Below are 2,961 nucleotides of genomic sequence, written 5' to 3' on the forward strand. Positions count from 1 at the left end.
CGGCGGGCAGGGCAGACGGCGTTTCGGCGCTCCCCGGCGTGCTGCGGCCGGCCGCCGGCTGGCCGCCGGTCACCACGTCGTCAATGGTCACGTCGAAGGCGCGGGCGCGGTCCTCTAGCGTTTGGGTCGGTTGGGGTGCTGCAGACAGTCGCAGGCGCTGGCCGACGCGCAGCAGGAACGGTTCCTGCAGATTGTTGAGCGCGATGATCTCGCGCCAGGGGAGGCCATAGGCCTGCGCGATGGCGATGCCGGTCTCGCCGGATTTCACGACGTGGAAGCGGCCCTGCGGCGTGGTGACGGCATCGGGCACCACGCGGCGCGCCACCCAGTCGGTGCGGCGCGGCTTCTGCGGCACCGACTGCGGCGCCGGGGCTTGTGCCGGGCGGGCGGCTGGTGCGGCGCTTGGGGCAGTGCTTTGGGGAGGGCGAGGTGCCGGGCGGCCGACGATATCGCGCGTGGAACGCCCACTCGAACAGGCCGTCAGCAACGCCAGCAGCAGAAGGGCGCCCGCCCGCCGCATCAGGCCTCGGCGAGATCGGACAGCGCTGCCTTCAGCCGGGCCATCGACTGGTAATGCGTCATGTCGAGGTGCAGCGGCGTCACCGAGATGCAGGCCTCGTGCATGGCCTTCAGGTCGGTCTCGTGGCCCGGGCTGGGCTTTTCCTTGCCGAAGCCGTGCCAGTAATAGGGAAAGCCGCGCGGATCGATGCGCTTGACGAGGTGGATGTTGCCATAGTCGCGGAACCCCTGTTCGGTGACGCGCACGCCCTTCACCTGGTCGGCGGTCACCGGCGGGAAGTTGATGTTGATCAGCACGCCATCCGGCCAGTCGGTGGCGACCACGCGGCGGATCACGCCGGCGCCGTGAACGGTGGCGCAGGTGAAATCCTCCATGCCGGCAGTGTAATCCATCATCACCTGGCTCAGCGCGATGGAGCGCACGCCGGCCAGGCAACCTTCCATCGCCGCCGACACGGTGCCGCTGTAAGTCACATCCTCGGCGAGGTTGCCGCCCCGGTTGACGCCCGACAGGATCAGATCGGGCTTGGCATCCTCCAGCACCGCGCCCAGCGCCAGCATCACGCAATCGGTGGGGGTGCCGCGCACGGCGAACCGGCGCGGCCCCAGCTGGCGCAGACGCACCGGCTGCGACAGGGTGAGGCTGTGCCCGGCGCCAGACTGTTCCTCGGCCGGTGCCACCACCCAGACATCGCTGGACAGTTCGGCCGCGATCGCCTCCAGCGCCACGAGGCCGGGGGCGCTGATGCCGTCATCATTGGTCACGAGGATACGCATGGGTCAGGGCTCCAGCCGGGTGATGCCGGCCATGTAGGGCAGCAGGACCTCGGGAATGATGACACTGCCGTTGGCCTGCTGGTAATTCTCGATCACCGCCACCAGCGTGCGGCCCACGGCAAGGCCGGAGCCATTGAGCGTGTTGACCGGGCCACGGCTACCCTTCTCGCCCGCCACTTTCCAGCGCGCGTTCATGCGGCGGCCCTGGAAATCGCCACAGTCGGAGACGGAGCTGATCTCGCGATACGCCCCCTGGCCGGGCAGCCAGACCTCCAGGTCATAGGTCTTCCGCGCCGAAAAGCCCATGTCGCCGGCGCACAGCAGCATCCGGCGATAGGGCAGGTTCAGCGCCTGCAAGATGGCTTCCGCCGATTGCAGCATGTGGGCGTGCTCGGCCTCGGCCTGGTCGGGTGTGCAGATCGTCACCAGCTCGCACTTCTCGAACTGGTGCTGGCGGATAAGGCCGCGCGTGTCGCGCCCGGCGCTGCCGGCCTCGCTGCGGAAACACGGCGTCAGCGCGGTCATGCGGATCGGCAGGGCGGCAGCATCGATGATCTCGTCGGCCACCAGGTTGGTCAGGCTCATCTCGGCAGTGGGGATGAGGTAACGGCCGTCGGTCGTCTTGAACACATCCTCTTCAAACTTCGGCAGCTGCCCGGTGCCGAAGGCGGCATCGCGGTTCACCAGCAGCGGCGCATAGGTTTCGGCAAAGCCGTGGGCCCGCGTCTGCGTGTCGATCATGAACTGGCCCAGCGCGCGCTGCAGCCGCGCCAGCGGGCCCTTGAGGACCGCAAAGCGCGCGCCGGCGACGCGGGCGGCCGCTTCCGGGTCATAGCCCAGCTTCGCCGCGACAATATCATGCTCCAGCGGCTGGAAATCGAAGGCGCGCGGGCTGCCCCAGCGCATCACCTCGACATTGCCGGTCTCGTCGGTGCCATCGGGCACGTCCGGCGCGGGCAGGTTGGGCAGGCTGGCCAGCAGGTCTTCCGCATGTGCGCCGGCCTCCCGCGCGGCGGACTCCAGCGCAGCGATCTCGTCCTTCAGCCCGGCCACTTCGGCTTTCAGCGCCTCGGCGCGCGCCATGTCCTGCGCGGCCATGGCGGCACCGATGTCCTTGGAGGCGGCGTTGCGGCGGGCCAGCGCCTCCTGCGCCCGGGTTTCGGCGGCGCGGCGGGCTTCGTCGGCCGCCAGCAGGGCGGTGGCGGCATCGGGCACGCCGCGCCGGGCGAGGGCGGCGGCAAAGCCGTTCGGGTCGGCGCGCAGGAGCTTCAGGTCATGCATGGTGGCCCCGCCTTTGCCCTGCCCGGAAGCCGGCTGCAAGCATGGGCATATCAGGCGCCCCCTTCCCCCGCTGCGGCGGCCTGCCTATGGTGGCGCGGTGATCATCACCTGCCCGAACTGCGACGCCAGATACCAGGTTCCCGTGGGCGTGCTGATGCGCCGGCCCAAGCTGAAATGCGCCGAGTGCGGCCACCGCTGGGTCCCGGCCGACGAGATCGATGAAGACGAGGCGGTTGCCGCCGTGCAGGAGGAGGCGCGGGTCGCCCGGCTGCCGCCGGCGCCCGAACCCGAACCCGATCCGCAGCCTGAACCCGAGCCTGAACCGGCCGAGGCGCCGCCGCGTGCCCCGGTGCTGAAATGGCTGCTGGCGGTGGCGCTGGGGGC

Annotated in this window: 4 protein-coding genes; 1 reads left to right on the top strand and 3 read right to left on the bottom strand. The window is 70.2% G+C overall.

What is annotated here, in order from left to right; genetic code table 11:
• The 3 genes from GJV64_RS13185 to serS form a co-directional block, all read right to left on the bottom strand.
• Positions 1–355 (bottom strand): M23 family metallopeptidase (locus GJV64_RS13185; protein ID WP_235927756.1); only part of this gene is annotated, 355 nt, incomplete at its 3' end.
• Between the two features lie 164 nt (positions 356–519).
• Positions 520–1,296, bottom strand: coding sequence for a 5'/3'-nucleotidase SurE (surE, locus tag GJV64_RS13190; RefSeq protein ID WP_164157793.1), 777 nt, complete (start codon positions 1,294–1,296; stop codon positions 520–522).
• A 3-nt stretch (positions 1,297–1,299) separates the two neighbouring features.
• Positions 1,300–2,577 (bottom strand): serine--tRNA ligase, encoded by a 1,278-nt coding sequence (gene serS / locus GJV64_RS13195; protein WP_164157794.1) that lies wholly within the window; start codon positions 2,575–2,577, stop codon positions 1,300–1,302.
• A 97-nt stretch (positions 2,578–2,674) separates the two neighbouring features.
• On the opposite strand from serS, the gene GJV64_RS13200 reads away from it, so the two are divergent.
• Positions 2,675–2,961: zinc-ribbon domain-containing protein (locus tag GJV64_RS13200; protein ID WP_205599633.1), on the top strand; the 287-nt coding region annotated here is incomplete at its 3' end.

It is taken from the genome of Sandarakinorhabdus rubra (genome assembly GCF_010994245.1).
GTDB lineage: Bacteria > Pseudomonadota > Alphaproteobacteria > Sphingomonadales > Sphingomonadaceae > Sandarakinorhabdus > Sandarakinorhabdus rubra.